Consider the following 19,079-nt stretch of genomic DNA (forward strand, 5'->3'; position numbering starts at 1 on the left):
AAATGAATGAGATGGTGGATTTATGATCGGCTGGTTATTGCTTGTATTGCTCGTCATTGGCATTAGCACCGTTGCGTGGGGCGCTTTCAATATCCAGGGTAATTTCTTTCTCAAAGCCACCCACAGGGGCGATGCCACAAACCGGCAAATCGCTCTCACGTTTGACGACGGCCCGCATCCGGTATACACCCCACAAGTATTGGCATTACTGAAACAACACGGCGTCAAGGCTACGTTTTTTTGTATTGGCAAACATGCCGCACAGCATCCCGAAATCGTCCAACAAATCCACGCAGCGGGGCACGTGGTGGCCAACCACTCCTTTACCCATGCACCCACTATTGATTTCCACCGCAAGGCCAGGTGGCTCGAAGAGCTCCGACAAACCGACGCCACTATCGCCCATTCAATTGGCAGTAATCCGCGTTTCTTCCGTCCGCCGTATGGTGTGACCACACCCCATCTTGCCAAGGCTATCAAATTAAGTGGCCACACGGTCATCGGCTGGTGCGTGCGTCCCTATGATACACTGAAAACCAGACATGCCGAGTATATCTCCCGCGCCATTCTGAAACAGGTCAAACCGGGCAACATCATCCTGCTGCATGACACCCACGACCGGATTGTACCGGTTTTGGAACAATTGTTGCCCCAACTGGAACAACGTGGTTTTACCATGGTAACCGCAGCTGAATTAATCCATCAAGATGCATACGCTGAAACATAAAATACTTATCCTTGCTTTGCTGCTCTGCTGCACGGCGGTGGTTGCCCAACGGAAAGCGCTGACACCGGCGGAAGCTAGGGCATTTAAAGAAAAGATAGCCGCTAATACCCAACACCTGCAGTCGCTCGAAAGTGATTTCACACAGACCAAGCAGTTGAGTTATCTGGAGAATACGATCAAATCCGCTGGCAAGCTGTATTTCAAAGCGCCAAGGAAAATCCGGTGGGAATACCGTTCCCCGACGACATACGTCGTTATTTTCGACGATCAAACGATGTACACTAAGGATGGGAGCGCAATTAAAAGCGTAGACCTTACCGCCAACAGAAGACTGAAAGGCCTGAATGACCTCCTGGTGGGCACGGTACAAGGGGGCAACATCCTCGATGAAAGCCGGTTTGCCATCACCTATTATCACGAAAACAACGCCTACTTGGCTGTGCTCGTGCCCCGAGAAAAAGCGCTCGGCAAGTACGTAGAACAAGTAGAACTATCATTCGATAGCTCCACCCTGTTACTCAAGCAAGTCGGTATCATCGATCCTTCGGGAGATCGTACACAGCTTACCTTTAGCAACCAACGGAAAAACACACCGATATCCGATGCGAAGTTTACCGCAACGGCATTTTAATTCCCTCGCTGGTTGCGGAAATGATAATCAATCACCACGCCATCGGCTAGTAATTTGTTTTGCTCTTGGCTGATGCGTGCCCCGCTGGGCACACAAATGATGACTGCCGATCCGCCTCCCGGGAGATTAACCCGACTACCGCCAGCCACTCCACGGGCAATAAAACGTCCTTGCACGGCGTCATACAGATCCGTCCGCCCCGCCTCAACAGGTAGGTCAAGCGAAACTTCTTTCGCTTCATCGTAAGGGTTGTAATACAGATAGGACGGGTAGGCGGCACCGCGAAAAAAATCCGTCGCCAGTAAATCCAATTGCAGAATACCCGCCACATCGGTGCTGTGAATGATGCTACCGAATATGCCCACATGGGCACTGCCATATACGCTGAATTGCGAGACATCGGGATTTTTGCCGGGCACCCAATTTGGGCCATCACCCTGTACTACGGGGGAGGGTATATGGGCATATCGCTCAAATGTGGAATGCTTCACCAGCCCTTCGTAACCAATTACGCCCTTGGTTGCCGACGCGAGCTGGGGTATAGTCTGGTGTTCCTCGGGTATGTATTCGGGATAAAACAATCGTGCTGCATTGGCAGCATTGAGCATCCATTTGCCAATGGCCGTGGCATGGGATTGGTCATAGCGGACCATGGCCACCAAGGGCCACGCCGTATCAAAGGTATTCATCAGGAATCCATACCCGCCGTGGTCTACCGTGGAGCCCACGATGCCCGAAATATCGAATCCGTTCCACTGACCCAATACCACCCCCCAGCCAGCCCGGCATACCGACGTACCATCGAAGGTCCATTCCAGGAATTTCGACACCTCAAAATCCTGGGCTTCCTCGGCATTCATCCGAGCAGCCGCGTATGCGCCAAAAGGCATCAGGATTTCGTAAAATCGGTTTTCGGCCTGCTTTTCCAGCGCACCAAGCGCACGCAATGCCCCTTTCAGGTATTTCTCATCGCCAAACTTACGGTAAGCGGCATATAGCACCCAAGCGTGCCCCGCTGCGGCATCCTGTTGGGCACATATCCAGTTTTTCATGGGCTTCATGGCCCCATAGTCGAAAAATGTCCAGTCATAATTCCCATCCAATATCGAGTCGGCTTTATAAAACTGGTCAGCTATTGTCTTGGCCAGCTTTTCAAAATCGGGCTCTTGGGGGTATTTATCATAAATGGCATAAAACAACACATTGGGATATACGTCATACCACCAATCGCGGCCATAGCCACCACCCAATAAGGCTACTTCGGGAGCGGTGTTGTTCATCATGATGTTCCAGCCTGTCTCGCGGTTGAAATAATTCTTCAGCATACCGACGTAGTTAAGCCCGTCCTGGTTGCTTTTGTCTATCCCCACCAACGTAGCACCCAATACACCACCCATCGTCGCCAACGATTCATGAAACATCCCTTTGTGGTTATCGGGCCCCTGGCGCGCGTCGCCCATCGCCGTATAAAGTCCTATTACGGGCTGGTCAAAATTCCTTGCCGTACGATCCCACCATACCAGTGGCCAATAATCGCCGGTAGCGTTAAAATCATATACCGTGCTGTCATATCGCTGTGCCAACCCCTGCCAGTCGATGATGTGGAGCGGCTGCGGCAAGGCCGGCATCGAATCCACGCGGGCAAGGGTTTGTTGCGGTAACGGAATCCCCTGTATTTCGGGTTGTTGCTTACAGGAGAAGATCAAAAAAAGGAATAATAATCCCCTTATCGGACTCCTTTTAATTCGCTGTTGTATCATGTTATCGTTGTAGAATGATATTATAATGGCGTATTTATCAAATCGTCTTTCTTTAGCTCCTCGCCTTGCTTAAGCAATCGCTTCGCCACAAAGATAGAAGCTAATTGCAAGAAGGCAATGATGATGATGGCATACCGGAGGGCAAATTCATCCGAATAATACCAAGCCAGGGCAATGAAGGTGGCAGCACCCAAAAAGCGCCCCACGTAAAGCCCCGCCTCGTGATTGAGTATATAGGCAAATTCATTGCGATTTTCCCGTTTTGACAACAGGTCAATGACATTGAATTGGATAGGGAAATAAGCAAGATCCAATAGTGGTTTGGCTACGAGCAGAAACAGCATAAAAAGGATGACACCTGTGGCATTGAAGAGCATGCCGTTGATGATTGCGGCCAGGGTAAAGCACACCAACCCTATGGCAAAGACTGTCAGTCGATGTTTAGGCTGGGTAGCCCGGCCAACGACATACATGATGATGGCCGCAACGATAGCACCTACGGATTGGGCAGTGCCCAATGCCCCCTCCTGGCCAAGAAGCCGCATAATGAGCATCGCCGGAGCCGTCACCAGGAAGCCCTGTGCCAGCCCCTTCAGCGCTGCCAGGAGCAGCATCCTATACCAATACGGGTGGAATTTAAAGAAAATGAACCGCCTTTGCGCAGGATTATGGAAATGACCGCGAAAGCACATCACTGAAGCCAGCACTGTCACCACGAACACCAATCCGGTAACGATGCGGTACGCCGACTGTACATCACCACCTGCGCGGCCGCCATATTCGATAAACCAGCCAATCATGACAGGTACGACCACAGCGATGATGGTATAGAAAAAGGTTTCCAGTCCATAATAGTAATTCCGATTGCCATCATTGGTCATCGCCAGCGCAAGATAATCACGATTAGCCCAATAAAAACCGAAGGACATGCCCATGGTTAGTCCCGCGGCAGCAATGCCCATCAAGTCCAACGTTTTCAAGGACATCATAATCATCATCGAAACTGCGCTGAGCATCATGCCGACCGAATAAAGCGTTTTGATGTTGAACCTATTTAGCAAAAAGCCATTTAATAGGAAGGTAAGGGGAATACCGGTATAGATCGTCAATTGGTAAACGACCACCTTCACGGGGTCATTGGAGCTACGCATCACATAGGCTGCCACGAAAATATCAATGACCGGCAGCACAAATGCGTAGATCAAGTTGGTCAGCACCAACACCCTGAAATTGAGTGGTTGCTGTTTGAAATGGCTAATCTCTGCAGAAAGTTTCCTAAACATGGCGCTATATAAGTTTGGAAAGGATTTGGTTAATGGAAAATCGTGCACCGCACACAAATTCGTCCGCCGCCCCGTAATAGATGGTTAATTCATCACCATTGACCACATGGCCGTTGGTGAACACCACATGCCCGAAAAAACCACTTACTTCATACGGGGCGCTTGGTTCCATGATGGGATCCGCAGTACGACCGATGACCCGGGATGGATCGTTCATATCCAGCAGCAACGCGCCCAGGCAGTACCGATTTTGCGCGTCGGCACCATGATAGATTTCCAGCCATCCCGCTTCGGTTTTGATGGGTGCGGCACCGGCACCCACGCGCGCGCTATCCCAGTGGCCTGTGCGTGTACGGGCGATGATTTGATGCTGCCCCCAGTGAAGGCCATCGGGCGATTGCGCAAGCCAGATGTAGTTGCCACCGAGATCCACACTACTTGGGCGGTGCAATGCATAATACCGCCCGTCGATGCGCTCCTCAAAAATAGCGCAATCCTTATTATGGGGTGGGAGAATCAGTCCATGCGTTTCGAACTGCTGCCAATCAGTAGTCGTGCGCATTCCTACGGCAACGCCATTGGGCGATACGGAAGTAAATGTGAGGTAATATCGGCCATCCAGCAAGCTTACCCGGCAATCTTCAATACCGAAGGTTTCTAGCAACCCTTCGCCGACCAACCTCGGATAATCATCCGGTTCATAGAAACGGATACCGTCCAAGCTACAGAGCAAGCGCAGGTGCGACAGCGTGGTCAGGTAATCGGCTCCCTGGTAGGTGATAACTCTCGGGTCGGTCAGATCCAGTTCCGGATCGGCGGTCGGCAAGCCGATGATGTCTATGCCGCCGCCATCCTTCAGTACCGGAAACGAGATATAACCATCCCGTTGCGGCGGCCGTTCGGCCACCCGCACCAACAGCCAGGTCTTTCCCTGGAATTGGAATACGCCCGGATTGAGCAGACAGGCAATCTCCAGCCCCTCATGCGATGGCTGGAGGTCCTTTGGAGCCAATAATGGGTTTTCCGCGAATCGCGTTGAAATATCAGTCATTGTAGGCAATCCGTTTAATAATCGTCGTTTTGTGTAATTGAGCCTGCCGACTTGTCCACTTCGCCCTGCGGGATGGGATAAAGGTAATTCCGATCCTGGAAATTCTTACCCAGCGCCGTAAGCACAGCCTTGGCGGCACCCCAACGGCGCAGGTCGCTGAAGCGATGCGATTCCATGCCCAATTCCACACGGCGTTCGTGCATGAGCCACTCCTTTACCTGTGTTTTATCGGTGCTAGCCCCACGGTTGGGCAATGTACCACCGGGAGCGGTACCGCCACCTATAATCGGCGTATTGCGGGCACGCTGCCGCACTTCATTGATGAGTGCGATGGCCTGTGGATAACTTTCCAGTTCGGTATATGCTTCTGCCTTCCATAGTAGCACATCGGCCCAGCGAATATAAATTTTGTTACTCGGCGCGTCATCGTTCCCTTTATTATCGGTATTGGTACCACCCAAAAGTTTATATACCGCCTGATCCGACACATTGACGGTATAATCCAAACGCGGATCGTTGGCCTCGAAACTACCCGTAAAATCTGGCGATGGCGCCAGGAATCCCCAACCCAGCAATGCCGTGAGGCCGTTTCCCCTGCGCGGCAGTACACCCTGCTGATGATCAAAGGCAAAGATCACCTCGTTTTCAGCAAACTCCTTGCTCACGTCGAAACTATCGAAATAATTGCTATTGAGCTGGTAGAAGCCGAGTGTTTCCAGCTCCTGCACCCTGTCGATGACTTGCTGCCATTGCCCACGGTACAGGGCTGTCTTCGCGTGCAGCGCAATTGCTGCCCCTTTGGATGCCCGCCATTTTTCGCTATCACTCGTATATTTACTATTGGGCAGCAGGTTGGCAGCTTCCGTAAGATCGCTGTTTACCTGCGTCCACACCTCATCCTTCGGCGCACGGCGCGCCACCTCGTAAGCTTCGTTGAAATTGGTCAGCGGTTTCAACAACAATGGCACATCACCAAAATTGGCTACCAAGTTGAAATAGTAGAACGCACGCAGGAAGTATGCCTCACCCAGTAATCTATTGCGCAAATTCTGCTCCATACCCGTCTGTTGGATGATAGCCTCATCAGTGAGTTGACTGATGGCCAAGTTGGTCCGCGAAATACCCTCATAGTCGTACGTCCAAAGACCATTGAATGCACCATTTTCGGGCGTGAAGTTAAATGATGCCACGTCGTCCATCCACGCCTGGTCGCCATCCGGACTCCACTTCTTGTTAGCATCGCCGGATGCAATATCTTCGGTGATGAAATCATTGCGCAGCACCAGGCCCTGTGTCCAATTCCAATCGCCGAAAAGATTGAGCGTACTGGCCAAGGGTACATATGCGTTGGTAACGGCGCCGGTGATGGTTCCCACGGTAGGATCCGTGGCTATCTGTTCTTCGGTCAGGATGCCGATGGGATCCTTTTCCAGGTATTTTTCACAACTAGCCAGCAGCAAGAGCGCGGCAACGGGTAAGCTTTTGATATAGGTATTCATAACATTAAGCGTTTTTCGGGTTAAAAGGTTACATTCACACCAAACAGTACAGCCCGCGACTGCGGATAGGTTCCTTTGTCGATCTGATCGGTGGTCTCGGGGTCCAGCCCCGAATAATTCGTCGACGTAAACAGGTTTTGACCGGACACATATAACCGGAGGTTTTGCACACCCCAGTTTGCACTCCGCAGCAACGAACCGAAGGAATACCCCACCTCTACATTCCGCAACCGCAGGTATGAAGCATCTTCCACATAGATGCTGGATACCTTGCTGCTGCCGTTATCCGTAAAACTTGCCCGCGGGATACTGTTGGTGCTGCCCTCACCATTCCAACTGCCCAATACAGCAGTCGTATAGTTGAACGGGCGGGTGTCATAGTCCAAAATCTTCTTGCCATCATTGTAGCGGTCTACTCCCTGTACCCCCTGAATCAGCACGGCAACGTCAAACCCTTTGTAGCCGGCAGATAAGTTGAAGCCGTACGTCAACTTTGGAATCGGGTTGCCCATAAAGGTCCGGTCTTCGTCGTTGATGATACCGTCGCCGTTTAGGTCTTTGAAACGGATATCACCGGGCAGCGTAGCGGGATTGGCGGTACCATGCAGGTGGCTGGTTACCTCCGCCGCATTCTGGTAGATGCCTTCCATGATGTAGCCGTAGTACACGTCCAATGGCTGGCCGGCTTCTGCCCGCGTCACCTCGCCAATGATACGCGGCACGTTGGGATGCAATTTCTCCACGGTATTCGTGAGGGTAGCCAGGTTTGCATTGATGCCATAGGACAGTCCACCTTGCGTCACATCCCTGAAACTCACCCCCAACTCAAACCCTTCGTTGACCACCTCGCCAGCATTCACGTAGGTCGCTCCCACGTTACCCACCAAGTTGGGCAGGCTTACAGGTAGCAAGATATCGTGCGTGTTTTTAACGAAGTAATCGGCAGACACCGAAAACCTATTCCGAAAAGCATTCAGGTCGATACCGACGTTGTGCTGCGTGGTCGATTCCCAGCGAAGATCAGGGTTGCCATAGCGGGTGATGTGCCCTTCGCGTGAATACAGTGTACGGTAGGCATAATTCGGTATCGACTGGTTGCCCAAGGTTCCGCTACTTAGCCGTATTTTGAGGTAGTCTAACCAAGCGATGCCTTGCATGAATCCCTCTTCCGTGATCACCCATCCGGCCGATACCGATGGGAAATAGCCCCATTGATTATTTGCACCGAAGCGGGAAGATGCGTCCGCCCGCAGGTTGCCTGTGAGCATGTACTTCCCGTCGTATACATAGGTAGCCGTTCCGAATAAGGAGAACAGGGCCCATTCCTGTCCGAAGCCCCCATTCCACAGGTCGTTATCCGTGGGCCCAAGATCAATATAATGGAATGCTGGATTTGAATATTCATAGCGTCGCCGGGATGCATTGATGGAGGCGCTGGTATTGTTGATGAATTCCGAACCTACCAACGCATTGAGGCTATGTATGCCAGCAAAGGTCTTGTCGTAGCTTAGCGTATTGTTCCAGGTGATGGTGAAATCATCGCCCCGGTCTTCGTTCAGCCCGTTGGGCCGATTTTGCCTGCCAAGACCCTTGCCCTTATCCAGGTCACCGCCACCGCCATCGTCATCACCAAAATTCTCAAAAAATGCTTTGTTGTGGTTAAAGTTCAGCTCCACGCCCACATTCGTGCGGAACTTCAAGGAGTGGTCCGCTAATATCGAATACTCGCCATATACATTACCGAAAGTCTTGAACTGTTTCTGCCTGTTATCGGTAAAATAGGCCAGCGCAATGGGATTCTGTGTCCACTCGTATTTACTGCTTTCAAAACTGCCGTCAGCTTGATAAAAAGGCAGGTCCGTAAAGGGATTGCGCGCGCTGTATGTTGGATCCGTCGGATCTTTGTAAACGGCCAGTACGGGCGGGCGCAACAGCGCATGGCGAATGATGCCTGGGGCATCCCCACGCGAGGAAAGTACATCGCGCCTTTCATGCGAAAGTTGCAGATTAGTACCTACACGGATGCGATCCGTCAGGTTAGCGTTGATGTTACTGCGTAGGTTGATCCGCTCATATTGATCATTGTCGAAGACCACGACGCCATTCTGTTTGTAGTAGCCGCCCGAAAGCAGGAATTGAACCTGCTCACTTCCGCCGGAAGCCGTAAGCTGGACGCTTTGCGAGCGTCCGGTCTCAAACAGTTCATCCAGCCAGTCGGTATCTGCAAGATCGCCCCTGCTTTTTTCCGCTGTATAGGGATTCGTGCCACTGAAACCGGCATTATTCCACGCTTCTTCCAGTTTATTGAGGTATTGCTGGCTATTGAGCATGGTTGGCAAGTTGGTGACCTGCTGAATACCATTGAAATAATTCACGTCTAGTGCAGTGCGGCCGACCTTTCCTTTTTTGGTCGTAACCAGCACTACGCCACCCGCGGCGCGCGAACCATATATGGCTGCCGCCGATGCGTCTTTCAGGACAGTCATGGATTCAATTTCCTGGGGATTGATAAAGGAGAAATTAGTTGACGGGATACCGTCAACGACAAAAAGCGGGCTGTTATTGCCGATGGTTCCGACACCACGGATGCGGATATCAATCGGATCGCCGGGAGCCCCCGTGGCCTGCGTGACCTGCACACCGGCAATCTGCCCCTGAAGCATCTGAGTGACGTTGGGAACCCGCCGTTTTTCGGCATCACCCATAGGCACCGTACCCACGGCGCCGGTGATGGTGGTGCGACGTTGCGTAGTATAGCCGACCACCACCACCTCATCCAAATCACTGGATGTTGCGTCGAGCGTAATGGATAGTACAGACTGCCCATTGATTGCAACTTCCTGGGTGGTATAACCCATAAAAGAGATTAGTAATATTGCCTCGTCCGGCGCATTGATGGTAAAATTCCCTGCAGCATCTGTCGATGTGCGCTGGGTGCCGCCTTTCAGCTCCACAGTAGCACCACCAAGTGGGCTACCATCTGCAGCAACGACAGTCCCCTGTCGGGCTTGCTGTGCAGCGACCGGCGCTATCAGGCAGCCGAGCAACAGCAGTAAAAGGATTGCACCCTTTGTCAATAGTGGTCTTAATGGCTTCATAGTTGGTTACATTTAGTGAATATAGATTTCCTTGGTCTTACAAAGGTATAGGTCTTACCTTTCACAGCGCTGTACTATGGTTACATTTTGCTATACGGCGCTTGCAAATTGCCCGTAATTACAAAAAAACAGCGATTTATACCCTTACATAATGCTGGGCTCGGTATTCATTGGGTGCACAATGGTATTGCCGCTTGAACTCCCTGAAAAAGTAAGATTGGTTGTTAAATCCCGTTCGGTAGAAGATTTCCGCGACCGTCAATGGGGTGGTGGTCAACAAACGCGCCGCGTGTTTCAACCGGATATGCCGAATGAATTCCGAAGGCGTCATGTTACTCAAGGTTTTCAGTTTGCGATAAAGCTGCATCTTGCTAAGGGCAAGCGCATGTTCAAGTGTCGCCGCGTTGAGTTCCGGATTGTCTAACTGGGTCTCAATCACCTTCACCAATGCATTGAGAAACTGTTGCTGCTCCCGGTTACCCGTCAATGGTACAGGATCGGTCCCCCCTTGCGCGAACAGTTGATGCAGGCGTTCCTGTTGTTCAAACAGATTCTTTATCCGTACTTTAAGGTGATTGCTATGAAAAGGTTTGGCTATATATGCGTCAGCACCGACCTCATAGCCTTCGGTCCGCTGCTCCACACTGCCTTTCGCTGATAAAATAACAACGGGGATATGACAAGTAGACGGCGTATTTTTTATCTTCTCGCAAAGTGTAAGACCATCCATTCCGGGCATCATTACGTCGCTGATGATCAGATCGGGCACCTGCTTGCGGATGAGGCCCACGGCCTCCAATCCATTGACCGCCTCATAAACCACGTAATGTTCGCCAAGGATGTCACGCAGCAAATATCGGATACCAGGTTCATCTTCAACGACTAGAATGGTTTTTTTAATGGTGCCCGACAGGGTCTCCACAAGCGCTCCCTTATTCTGCTCATCCGTGGGCGTTAGCGTATCATGGGCAGTCGCCGAAGTCATGTTTCGGTAAATAAAAGACGGGGTTCCACCATACTGCATACCACCTTCAGCATCATGATGATCCTTTGGTGGCGGGAGCTCAACACAGAATGATATCCATCCCTGATCGACGGTGGCACGGATATTCCCCTCCAACAATTGGACGAGCCGTCGCGTGAAGGCCAGGCCGATCCCTGTAGTGAATGTAGCAGGGTCTTCTTTACGTCCCGTACGGAATTGGTCGAAAAGTCCTTCCAATTCGTGTTGTTCGAGCTCACATCCGGAATTCGACACAGTGATCCGCAGTAACGCGGCCGTCGCATCCCATTGCACAGCAATAATGACATGCTCACGCCTCCCGGAATGCTTGAACGCGTTTGATAGCAAATTGAATAAGACTTTCTCCAATTTGTCTTTATCCGTAGGCAATATGATGCCATCGGGTATCTGCCGTTCATAGGTGATGTCTTGTTGTTCACTAAGCGGCAAGAAGAGGTCGGTTAGCTGGGTAATCAGTGATGACACGTCAAGGATGGCGTAGTGGTTTTGCAAATATCCTGCTTCGGCTTTTCTAAACTCAAGCAGTTGCTGCACAAGGTAAGTAAGCCGGGATGCCTGTTGATAAAGCATCGCCAACAGGTTTTGCTTCAGTGCTGGTGCCGTATCCTGCCGGTCATAATGCTGGAACCGTTCGGCAGAACCCATAATCAGCGTGAGCGGCGTTTGCAGTTCATGGGCAATATTGGTGAAGAAGTTGAGTTGCTCTTCATGTAAGGCTTCATCTTTTTCACGTAGCTTTTGCTCCAAGCGTAGCCGATGCTTAATTTCCAGTTTGTTTCTCCTGTTGCTGTAAAAAATAGATGCACCAGTTGCCAGCAACAATGCATAACCGAGCAGTGCGGGCCAAGTCAACCATACGTAAGGTTTTACGTGCAACTGAAAAGCTTCTTGCTGTGCCGTCCATAATCCTTCGCCATTTGACCATTTAACTGATAGCGCATACCGCCCCGGAGGGATGTTACTGTAGGTTATCTTTCCGTTTGTTCCACCGTATTGCCACGTCTTATCATGGCCCTCCAATTTCCAAGCATACTCACACTTCTCCGCGTGCAGGAAACTGATCGCTTTGAGCTCAACTTCAAAGAAGTTATCGGTACGGGATACTGCATAGTGCCCCGGATCGGACTGCCCTGCCCGCAATACCAGGTCCTCGCCGCCGATGAATGGCTTTCCTGCAAAATGGAGTCCGCTAAGCTGCAAGTTGGGCCGGCGCACATTCTCACGGATATGCTGGGGCAGGAAGTAATTCAGTCCATAGATTCCACCAAAATACAGGTATCCCTGTGCATCTTTCCATACTGCACCATCGCTGAATTCATTGCTTTGCAGACCATCGGCCTCCTGATAATGCGCCACACCTGAATCTGTCGGATTGACCCGGGCCAGCCCTTTGTTGGTACTCACCCAAATGTAGCCCGAATCATCTTCCGTAATGGCATGGATGGTATTATTAGGGAGACCATTGGAGGTATTCAAGTGATTAAATACCGGCTGAGGCTGCGTAATCGCTGCTTCCGCAATCCAATTGAGTCCGTAGCTTGTACCGATCCAGAACCGCTTTTTACTGTCTTTATACAGTGCGAGCACGTCGTTATTGGAAAGGCTGCCCTCGTGTGTGAATGCCTTGAATGTGGATATCTTGCCACTCTTCTTATTCAGTAAACTCAACCCGCCATAACGGCAGGCTATCCATAGGTAGTCATCCGAACCATGGCATACGGCATAGATGATGTCATTGGCCAGCCCTTTCTCATCATTGGAATAGGTGTACTGCCGAACAAATTGTACCGCGAGTCGATGCGATGCCATCCGGGTAAACCGGAGATGGAGTAAGCCATATCCACTGGTTCCCACCCATACCGAACCATCGCTATCCTCTGCGATGGCGTATACTGAACCAAATTCCGGACAATCCTCATGTCCTTCTAAATCCACCCAATTGACAAATTGCTTAGCTTGACGGTCATAGAGTGCGAGCCCTTTCCCATCCGTTCCCACATAGATCAGGTTGTTGCCCCCGGCCTCGATAGCATACACCGCGTTGTTACTTAGTCCATCATTCGTAGTGTAATATTGCCAATGGGCCGGTGTGTTCCCTGTTGGATCAAAAGCTAAGGTGGAAGCGATCCCCCCTCCTTTGGTACCTATCCACAGCGCGCCGTCTACTTGACATATCGCCCTGATGGGTTTGGTAGCGCCCACGGCCGATGGTGAAAGGTGGCCGAAGGGAATGGTCTTCGGCGCCACCCTAATCAGACCGTTGCCATCGGTGGCAACCCATAGGAGTTGTTCACTCCCCGGCGTCCAGGCGGTGATTTTCACATTCTCCAGTGGCCTCATGTTCCCGTCGCCTGCTTCCTGACGGAAGTCTAGGTCGAACACGCGATAGCCCTGTCCTTCCAATGCCAGGTAATACTGCTGGTCGTAAAACGCCATGGAGCGGATACCCGAGTGCAATTGGGCGACCTCACTTGACTTCAGGTTGAGTCCATCCACTTTGCTCAACCGCCCCGTTGATGTTGCCAAAAAGACCTTGTCATTGGCTATAAACAACCCCGTATATGGTCCACTATCAGGGCCGACAACGGGTATCGGCTCAAATTGATGGTTGGATTCTTTTTCGAACACACGGATTTCCCCAGACTCCGACAGCGTCCATAACCGATTGCCCCGATCGAACAGAATTTTCTGAAAGTGCCCATCAGTTCCCGGTAGTGGACAGGCGTAGAATGAATCACGCTGCGCATCATATCGCGCGAACCCCAAGGTAGCCGTACGGGCATACAATTGTCCTGCCGTATCCACCGTCACCTCAAATTCCTGTTCGCGAACTTGGCTTCGTTTATTGCGGGTATAAAAATAATGATGGAAGATCCCACGCTGCTTCTCGTACCGTGATACCCCCTCCATTGTGCTGACCCATATATTCCGATTACGGTCTTCGGTAATATGCTGGATGACGTTACTCCCGATGCTGCGTGGGTCATTGCGGTTATAACTGTCGTAATTGAAAACCAGGAAAGACTTGCCATCGTAACGGTTGAGCCCATCCCACGTACCAATCCAAAGCATATCATCGGAATCCTGGAAGACACAATTGACCGCGCTGTTGGACAAGCCATTTCGGTTATCCAATTGTTGCACAAGGTACGTGTCCGGTTGGCTTAATCCGACCATGGGTGCTGCAAAAATGAGCAGCAATCCCATGGTAAAACCGATGCGCCTCCCATCCATCACCGCGCTTTTTATTCCAGCCCGAGCAAGCGTCTATTGCTCGCTTCGTCAGCATCTCCACCGGCGAAGTCGTCAAACGTTTTTTCGGTAACACGGATAATGTTGTCTTCGATAAATAAAGCCCCTTCCCGTGCTCCGTCTTCCGGATGCTTAAGCGCACACTCCCATTCCATCACTGCCCAACCCTTAAAATCGTAGGCGGTTAGCTTACTGAATACCGCTTTGAAATCCACCTGTCCATCGCCCAGCGAACGGAAGCGACCGGCCCGTTCTACCCAGCCGGTATACCCGCCATATACGCCCTGTTTCCCGGATGAATTGAATTCAGCATCTTTCACATGGAACATTTTGATGCGCTCATGGTAATGATCGATATAGGCCAGGTAATCCAAGCATTGCAAAACAAAATGGGAAGGGTCATACAAAAGGCATGCCCTAGGGTGATTATCCACTTTTTCCAGAAACCGCTCATAGCTCACCCCATCATGCAGATCTTCTCCTGGATGGATTTCGTAGCACACATCTACACCCTGTTCATCAAATGCGTCCAGTATTGGTCGCCAACGGTTTGCCAACTCGGTAAAACCCGTATCTACCAGCCCCTGCGGGCGCTGGGGCCATGGGTAAACGGTATGCCATAACAGCGCTCCGCTGAAGGTACCATGTGCACTCAATCCCAAGTTGCGCGATGCTTTAGCAGCATATTTCAGTTGCTGCACGGCCCATTCTTGACGTGCCTTCGGATTATTGTGATACTGTGCGGGGGCAAAGCCGTCAAACTGCTGATCATAAGCCGGATGCACGGCTACTAATTGACCCTGGAGGTGGGTAGACAATTCCGTGATCTCCAAGCCAATTTCGTTGATCATCCCCTTGATTTCATCCGCATAGGTTTTGCTTTCGGCAGCCTTTTGCAAATCGAAATAAGCTGTTGCCCAAGTGGGGATTTGTATACCTTTAAATCCGAGGTCTTTAGCCCACCGGCAAATGGATTCAAGCGTATTAAACGGTGGCTGGTCGCCTAAAAATTGCGCCAGGAATATACCCGGGCCTTTAACTGTTTGCATAGTTTTCAAATAAATTATTAATACCGAATAAAAAAATCACCTTCTACACCGTAAATGGTGTCCACTTTTCGTTGCTTTCATTACTCCGCAGCACATTATCCAGAAAGGCCATACCGCGCACGCCATCGTCTACCGAAGGGAAATCGGGCACATGGGTATTCCCCTGCACACCACCCAATTTGGTTCGCAATGCCCCTCCAAAACTCCGGTAAAGGTTTGCGAAAGCTTCGAGATAACCTTCGGGGTGCCCCACTGGCGTGCGGCAAAAGGCCCGCGCCTCGGGTGAGATCGCCGCATTCCCACCAGCCCGGTAGATTTGAGCAGGTTCATCCAGCCATTTCACCAACAAGGTGTTGGGCTCCTGCTGGCTCCACTCCAGTCCCCCATTCTCGCCGTACATCCGGACTTTCAGTGCATTTTCCTCGCCCGCAGCAATCTGCGAAGCGACGAGCACACCGCTGGCGCCATTATCGAACTGGAGCAGGATGTTACCATCATCTTCCAGCTTCCGCCCCTCCACATAGGTATACAGCGAAGCACACAGCTGTGTGGTACGCAATCCGGAAATAAACTCCGCCAGGTGCAATGCATGGGTACCGATGTCGCCCATGCAACCACTCTTACCCGATTTGGTCGGATCTGTACGCCACGCAGCCTGCTTGTCGCCCGATTGCTCTGAAAACCTGCTGAGCCACCCCTGTGGATACTCCACATAGATTTTGCGGATCTTACCCAATGCACCGTCGCGCACGAGTTTCCTGGCCTGCCGTACCATTGGATAACCTACATAGGTGTGGGTCAGCAAAAATAGCAGGCCGGTTTCGTCTACCTTTTCCTTAAGCTGCTTAGCTTCCTGCAAATCGAACGTCATGGGCTTATCCAACACCACATGAAAGCCATTTTCGAGCGCCAGCATGGCAGGGTCAAAGTGGACGTGGTTGGGGGTAACGATGCTGACAAAATCCATACGTTCACCTTCCGGAAGCTTACGTTCTTCCGCCATCATCTCTTGATAACTTCCATAAACACGATTGACGGGAAGAAAGAGCGACTCGCCACTCTCCTTTGATCGCTCCGGATCGGAACTGAACGCCCCACATACCAGCTCAATCTGTCCATCCATTGTGGCTGCGATGCGATGTATTTCACCAATGAATGCCCCTTTTCCACCACCGATCATTCCCATCCTGAGCTTACGATTGATATTGTTATTAACCATATTTATTGTAATTTTGATTTATACTGCTAAATTGCTATCGTTGGCATCATCCCAGATATCGGGCACACAAAAATAGCATTATTGTCAAAAAAACAGCGCTTTATGGCAAATATTTTACGAAATCACTAGCTATTTCGGTCGTTAAACCAACCCTTTTCGATGTGTTAAAAATGGTTAAATTCACCTGGCATTGACACCAAATACGTACCTTAGCCTTTTGAAATAAGCAGGTTGGCATCGCGTTGCATGGACAAGTTAATGGTTAGGGCATTTATATTAACTTTCGTTATTCTTACATCATTGCTGGCTGCCTGTAACCGTGGAAAACCAAAGCCAGTGGCACGATCATTTGATCAATTTCTCTATCCCGAAGATTTGCAGGGCGTCGTGCCTCGGGGGGTAACGGGAGTTGATAGTATACAACTAGTACGGGCGTATATTGAGCAATGGTCACGTCAGCAAGCCTTGCTTCACCATGCGCAGCGCAACGTTAATATCAATACGGATCGCCTTGATCGGCAGGTGGAGGAGTACAAAAACGGACTTATTGTTTATGAATATGAGCAAGCACTGGTGAGCCAAAAACTGGATACCGTGATCACGGATGATGAAATCAGGCGATATTACGAGTCGCGCGAGGACTTATTTACACTCAAGCAGCCCATCCTCAAAGTATCCTATATCCAGTTACAAAGCGACGCACCGGAATTGGAGCGCGTAAAACGATTGTTTGTTTCAACGGATTTTGAGGAGCAAGATGTACTGGAAAAATACTGCGCCAGGTACGCTTCACAATATGCATTGCACGATACTTCGTGGCACTATGTCGACGAACTGGTAAAAAAGATTCCGCTTTCGGGGATTGGAGAGGACAATTTTGACCAAAAAGGCCGAATTTTTGAAATAATTGAAAATAATGAATTATATCTGATAATTTTGCACGATTCGAAATTCAGGGATACGCATTCGCCACTGTCATTGGTAACCAACAATATCCGCAACCTGATTTTGAATAAACGTAAAATTGATTTGGTTGACCAAATGCAAAGGAGCATTGTAGACGATGCCCGGGAAAAGAACAACATTGAAATATATAACTAAATGAGTAAACATAGCTGCATTTTTCTGGTTTTGGCAATAGTAGGCACTTCCAATTGGGCCCTTGCCCAAGAACCACACGTCATCGATAAGGTAGCTGCGGTGGTCGGTTCCAACATCATCCTGCAATCAGAAATCGAAATGCAATATGCCCAATACCTCGCCCAGGGCAATAAGGCCGACGAAGATTTCAAATGCTACATCCTCCAACAACAGCTCACACAGAAATTATTAGCCCAGCAGGCTGCCATTGATTCCATAGAAGTGAGTGAGGGCGAAGTGGACGACAATATCAATTCCCGCCTGCGATACATGTCAACCCAAGCGGGCGGACAAGAGCGGCTCGAGCAGTTTCTCAATCGTTCATTGCTCCAATACAAGGAAGAGATGCGGCCCAGTGTGTTCGAGCAATTGAAGGCCAATAAGATGCAGCAGAATATCGTATCAGGCATCGATGTGACCCCATTGGAGGTAAAGCGGTATTTCGAATCGTTGGACGCTGACAGCTTACCCTATTTCAATACCGAAGTAGAGGTAGGCGAATTGGTGATATTTCCCCAACTTACCCGCGAGGAAAAGCAACAGTTTCGCGACCGCGCGGAGGAGCTCCGCAGCCAGGTACAGGAAGGCACAGACTTTGCCACGGTAGCGCGGCTGTACTCACAGGACGGCGGTTCGGCCCCTTATGGAGGTGATCTTGGCTTCCACACACGAGACATGATGGTAAAGGAATATACTGCCATGGCTTTTCGGATGAAACCGGGAGAGCTCTCACCAGTGTTTGAATCCGAGCATGGTTTCCATTTCCTGGAAGTGCTGGAACGCCGCGGAGAAGAGGTACGGACACGCCACATCCTCGTCCAAATCAAACCCACTGCAGCTAGCCTGGAGCGTGCAAAAGCCAATATCGACAGTATCTATGAAAACGTAGTGGCCAATAAACTCGATTTCTATAGTGCAGCGACCCTGTATTCGGATAATAAAGAAACCAAATACAACGGGGGCATGCTGCTCAATATGGAAAACCAGCAAAGCCGCACAACGCTGATCCCCGCGGATAAGCTTGATGCTTCCGTTTTTACAGCTATAGATACCCTTCAACCCGGCGAGTATTCAAAACCGGCACGATTTACTGACCGCGCCGGTAAAATTGGATACCAATTTACGTACCTCAAGTCACGGACTGCGCCACATCAGGCTAGCCTCCAATTGGATTACGCTAAAATTAAAGAGGCTGCGCTGCAAGATAAAATTAATCGCAAATTAAGCGAATGGTTCGAAGGCCGTCGGAAAGTGACATTTATCAACATCAATGATGAGTACCATGATTGCGACGACTTGAAGATATGGTTAAAAGATAACGAAACGACTGAAGCGCAGCTGTAGCA

The 19,079-nt window shown here is 50.4% G+C and carries 12 protein-coding genes; 4 read left to right on the top strand and 8 right to left on the bottom strand.

Features of this window, described 5'->3' with window-relative positions:
• Positions 1-22: 22 nt before the first annotated feature.
• Together IEV98_RS01035 and lolA2 are read left to right on the top strand one after the other, a co-directional pair.
• Positions 23-727 carry a polysaccharide deacetylase family protein gene (locus IEV98_RS01035; RefSeq protein ID WP_188504087.1) on the top strand — a complete coding sequence of 235 codons (705 nt, stop codon included), beginning with the start codon at positions 23-25 and terminating at the stop codon, positions 725-727.
• The gene (gene lolA2, locus IEV98_RS01040) at positions 708-1,358 is read left to right on the top strand and encodes a flexirubin biosynthesis/transport protein LolA2 (protein WP_188504088.1); all 651 of its coding nucleotides are present in this window, start codon (positions 708-710) and stop codon (positions 1,356-1,358) included. Before IEV98_RS01035 ends, lolA2 begins: the two co-directional genes overlap by 20 nt.
• On the opposite strand, the gene IEV98_RS01045 is transcribed toward lolA2, so the two are convergent.
• The 8 genes from IEV98_RS01045 to IEV98_RS01080 all read right to left on the bottom strand — a co-directional run bounded on the left by IEV98_RS01045 (position 1,355) and on the right by IEV98_RS01080 (position 16,593).
• Entirely contained in the window at positions 1,355-3,118 is a 1,764-nt protein-coding gene (locus IEV98_RS01045; RefSeq protein WP_229738502.1) for a D-glucuronyl C5-epimerase family protein, read from the bottom strand. The two genes, lolA2 and IEV98_RS01045, sit on opposite strands and share 4 nt — an antisense overlap.
• 20 nt (positions 3,119-3,138) lie before the next feature.
• Entirely contained in the window at positions 3,139-4,401 is a 1,263-nt protein-coding gene (locus IEV98_RS01050) for an MFS transporter (RefSeq protein ID WP_188504089.1), read from the bottom strand.
• A gap of 4 nt (positions 4,402-4,405) precedes the next feature.
• Positions 4,406-5,452 carry a glycoside hydrolase family 130 protein gene (locus IEV98_RS01055; RefSeq protein ID WP_188504090.1) on the bottom strand — a complete coding sequence of 349 codons (1,047 nt, stop codon included), beginning with the start codon at positions 5,450-5,452 and terminating at the stop codon, positions 4,406-4,408.
• Between the two features lie 14 nt (positions 5,453-5,466).
• Complete coding sequence (locus IEV98_RS01060) at positions 5,467-6,951, bottom strand: RagB/SusD family nutrient uptake outer membrane protein (protein WP_188504091.1); 1,485 nt, start codon at positions 6,949-6,951, stop codon at positions 5,467-5,469.
• A gap of 20 nt (positions 6,952-6,971) precedes the next feature.
• Positions 6,972-10,049, bottom strand: a complete 3,078-nt coding sequence (locus IEV98_RS01065) for a SusC/RagA family TonB-linked outer membrane protein (RefSeq protein WP_188504092.1) — start codon at positions 10,047-10,049, stop codon at positions 6,972-6,974.
• Positions 10,050-10,185: 136 nt separating this feature from the next.
• Positions 10,186-14,307: a two-component regulator propeller domain-containing protein gene (locus tag IEV98_RS01070; RefSeq protein ID WP_188504093.1), complete on the bottom strand. Its 4,122-nt coding sequence runs from the start codon at positions 14,305-14,307 to the stop codon at positions 10,186-10,188.
• 11 nt (positions 14,308-14,318) lie between these two features.
• A complete protein-coding gene (locus IEV98_RS01075) occupies positions 14,319-15,374 on the bottom strand; it encodes a sugar phosphate isomerase/epimerase family protein (RefSeq protein WP_188504094.1) in 1,056 nt (351 codons plus the stop codon).
• A 43-nt stretch (positions 15,375-15,417) separates the two neighbouring features.
• Positions 15,418-16,593, bottom strand: a complete 1,176-nt coding sequence (locus tag IEV98_RS01080; RefSeq protein WP_229738503.1) for a Gfo/Idh/MocA family protein — start codon at positions 16,591-16,593, stop codon at positions 15,418-15,420.
• Positions 16,594-16,929: 336 nt separating this feature from the next.
• On the opposite strand from IEV98_RS01080, the gene IEV98_RS01085 reads away from it, so the two are divergent.
• Both IEV98_RS01085 and IEV98_RS01090 read left to right on the top strand, forming a co-directional pair.
• Entirely contained in the window at positions 16,930-17,694 is a 765-nt protein-coding gene (locus IEV98_RS01085) for a peptidylprolyl isomerase (protein ID WP_188504095.1), read from the top strand.
• Positions 17,695-19,077, top strand: coding sequence for a peptidylprolyl isomerase (locus IEV98_RS01090; RefSeq protein WP_188504096.1), 1,383 nt, complete (start codon positions 17,695-17,697; stop codon positions 19,075-19,077).
• Positions 19,078-19,079: the final 2 nt, after the last annotated feature.

The sequence above is a fragment of the Parapedobacter pyrenivorans genome, from assembly GCF_014636865.1.
GTDB classification, from domain to species: Bacteria; Bacteroidota; Bacteroidia; order Sphingobacteriales; family Sphingobacteriaceae; genus Parapedobacter; species Parapedobacter pyrenivorans.

Bases quoted from the DNA above. Each gene is read 5' to 3' on its own strand.
- IEV98_RS01045 (WP_229738502.1), bottom strand. From the start codon at position 3,118: ATGATACAACAGCGAATTAAAAGGAGTCCGATAAGGGGATTATTATTC.
- IEV98_RS01050 (WP_188504089.1), bottom strand. From the start codon at position 4,401: ATGTTTAGGAAACTTTCTGCAGAGATTAGCCATTTCAAACAGCAACCA.
- lolA2 (WP_188504088.1), top strand. From the start codon at position 708: ATGCATACGCTGAAACATAAAATACTTATCCTTGCTTTGCTGCTCTGC.
- IEV98_RS01055 (WP_188504090.1), bottom strand. From the start codon at position 5,452: ATGACTGATATTTCAACGCGATTCGCGGAAAACCCATTATTGGCTCCA.
- IEV98_RS01035 (WP_188504087.1), top strand. From the start codon at position 23: ATGATCGGCTGGTTATTGCTTGTATTGCTCGTCATTGGCATTAGCACC.
- IEV98_RS01060 (WP_188504091.1), bottom strand. From the start codon at position 6,951: ATGAATACCTATATCAAAAGCTTACCCGTTGCCGCGCTCTTGCTGCTG.
- IEV98_RS01070 (WP_188504093.1), bottom strand. From the start codon at position 14,307: ATGGATGGGAGGCGCATCGGTTTTACCATGGGATTGCTGCTCATTTTT.
- IEV98_RS01090 (WP_188504096.1), top strand. From the start codon at position 17,695: ATGAGTAAACATAGCTGCATTTTTCTGGTTTTGGCAATAGTAGGCACT.
- IEV98_RS01065 (WP_188504092.1), bottom strand. From the start codon at position 10,049: ATGAAGCCATTAAGACCACTATTGACAAAGGGTGCAATCCTTTTACTG.
- IEV98_RS01075 (WP_188504094.1), bottom strand. From the start codon at position 15,374: ATGCAAACAGTTAAAGGCCCGGGTATATTCCTGGCGCAATTTTTAGGC.
- IEV98_RS01080 (WP_229738503.1), bottom strand. From the start codon at position 16,593: ATGGTTAATAACAATATCAATCGTAAGCTCAGGATGGGAATGATCGGT.